Annotated in this window: 2 protein-coding genes; both read right to left on the bottom strand. The window is 45.3% G+C overall.

The genetic code is table 11. The features are described from left to right. Positions 1-1121: ABC transporter substrate-binding protein (locus tag DFO72_RS29030; protein WP_113885935.1), on the bottom strand; the 1121-nt coding region annotated here is incomplete at its 3' end. Between the two features lie 337 nt (positions 1122-1458). Beyond that, positions 1459-2520: M20/M25/M40 family metallo-hydrolase (locus tag DFO72_RS29025; RefSeq protein ID WP_113885934.1), on the bottom strand; the 1062-nt coding region annotated here is incomplete at its 5' end.

Below are 2520 nucleotides of genomic sequence, written 5' to 3'. Positions count from 1 at the left end.
TCCTTCAAATAGCGTCCGCTAGGCGATGTGAAGGTTACGTCTACTCCATCTGCATATCCCGCTTCTGCCAATAGCTGTTTAGCGCGCTCTGGATCATAGTTGGATTTGTTGTAGAGTCCTAAATGCGCCCCAAAGTTTCCTGGCGTCACACGTGTTAGTGTGGGTGTACCTTTTCCTCCATACAGGTTTTCGATAATCGCCTTCTCATCAATCGCCAAGTCAATCGCTTCACGGACACGAGGGTCCGCCGTCACTCTTCCAGGGGTTACGCGCACTTCCAACGTCATGACCCGCTGGCTCGGTCCTGTAATCACACTAGTACCCTCATTGCTCTCAATACGCTCTTCATCACTCGGAGGTACGTTTTGGGCAATATCAATCCCCCCGGACAACAATTCCGCTACCCGCGTAGAATCTTCCTGGATCACACGGTAAATGACCTTGTCCCATTTCGGTTTGTCCCCGAAGTACTCATCATTTTTCACCAGTACTAGACGATCATCCCGCTTCCACTCCGAGAACTTGTACGGTCCGGTTCCTACCGGATTTTTCAGAAACTCTTCCCAACCCTTTTCTTCGATGTATTTGGAAGGCAGCATGCTGGAACCACTACGGGAAAGTCTATTCAGTAGAATCGGGTCAGGAATTTTTGTGATAACATCGACGGTGTGATCGTCAACGACCTTCACTTCTTGGATCTCCTCGTAATTCGAGTGTTCGGATAGTTTCTCATCTTTTGCCACACGCTCCAGCGTAAACTTGACGTCAGCTGCTGTGAATGGATCGCCATTTTGGAATTTAACGTCTTGGCGGAGCTTGAATCGCCATGTTGTTGGATTTACGTTTTCCCAGGATTCTGCCAGGTCCGGAATAAATTCCCCTTCAGCATCATGCTTTAGCAGGTAGTTAAACATGTTCACATGGATCGCTTCTGTCGAGGCACTACTGTGGTCGTGAATGTCAAAACTCAGCATGTCGCTGCTATTTGCGATGGTTAATACTTTTTCTGCAGTGTCGTTATTATTTGTGGCAGTTGTAGGGGATTTCGAACTACACCCTGCCAGGACCAAAATGAAACTGAATGTGAATGCCATCAATAAACGAGACAGATGATTCCTCATAATTTCCCCCTCTTTTTACTAAACTTATTGCAAAAGAATTTATTATAAAAAAAGTAATATTTCCTTAGAAACAAAGGAATTCACCAAAAAGCTTTGTCACCCCTCCATTTTTCAAGGTAAAGATCAAGTATCCGGCTGCCAAATCCACTAAGAAAAGAGGGTATAGCAAAGTGTTACCTAATCTTTTATTACTTTTATTGATGTAAAGATACAAGAAAAATTATTGTGTATCTCTTATGAGTTTTACTAGGAAATTCCCTCCACCGTTTTCATAGAACTTTTGACACTACCTATAAGAGGAAAATATTTAATGTAACCTTTCAGATTCTTTCGGTTTCTATGCCCATTCATGAATGACTGTTGCCGCCATTTTAATTCCATCCAGGTAATCCTTGATCAAAATGTTTTCATTCGGCGCATGTTTTCTGGAATCTGAATTCCCTACCCCGAAACCGACCGCAGGAATGCCCAGTTGCTGACAAAGGTCGTACATCGGACCGGATCCAGGATTCATTAATATGATCCGAGGAGGAATCCCCTTTAACTTTGTAGCCGCTTCCATTACTTTTTTTACAAAAGGATCACCAGGATCTGTTTTGGAAGCTTGAGTTCCTTCACTAGCCAAAATCTTGATGTCCTGGAACCCATGGTTATCCAAATGGTTGCGCAGATGCTGGAGAATTTCCTTCGGCACTTGATTGGGCACGAGGCGGAAATCAATTTTCACCCATGCTTCCGATGGCAATACCGTTTTGCCTTTGCCTGTATAACCGGAGTGAATCCCGCAAATGTTACAGGTCGGCTGAAAGACCAGCTTTTCTTTTAGCTCATTCCCCCGCAAATTGAGGATGAAATGATCCAGACCCAGACGAGCTAACATCTCCTCTTCTTCAAGATCCATCTGCTCGAGAATCTCTTTTTCTCTCTCTGTCGGTTTGGCGACCTTGTCATAGAAATGCTTGATCAGGACCTCGCCACGATCACTTTTTAACGTATTCAGCGCCCAAACGAGCCGCCAAGCCGGATTTTCGATAATTCCCGCATTGGAAGAGTGTAGATCCGTGTTGGCTGATTTTGCTACCAATTTCACTGTGAGAATTCCTTTGTTGCCCAGCTTGACTTCAAAGCTACCATCGTTGTTGACAAAGCCATTCTCCCAAATGCATAGATCAGCTTGTAAAAGCTCCGGCTGTGTGGCTGCTAGATGCTTGATGTGTTGACTGCCACCTGATTCCTCCTCCCCTTCTACGAGGAACTTGATGTTCACAGGCAGTTCGCCATTCACTTTTTGATAGGCATGAACAGCGCAGATCCGGGCCATCAAGGCGCCCTTGTTGTCAGCAGAGCCCCTCGCAATCAATTTGCCCTCGCGAATTTCCGCTCCAAATGGCGAACTCTC

Source organism: Cytobacillus oceanisediminis (assembly GCF_004366035.1).
Taxonomy (GTDB): domain Bacteria; phylum Bacillota; class Bacilli; order Bacillales; family Cytobacillaceae; genus Cytobacillus; species Cytobacillus oceanisediminis_C.
The sequence above is the reverse complement of the archived record's forward strand: the minus strand, read 5'-3'. Positions and strand labels throughout refer to the sequence as shown.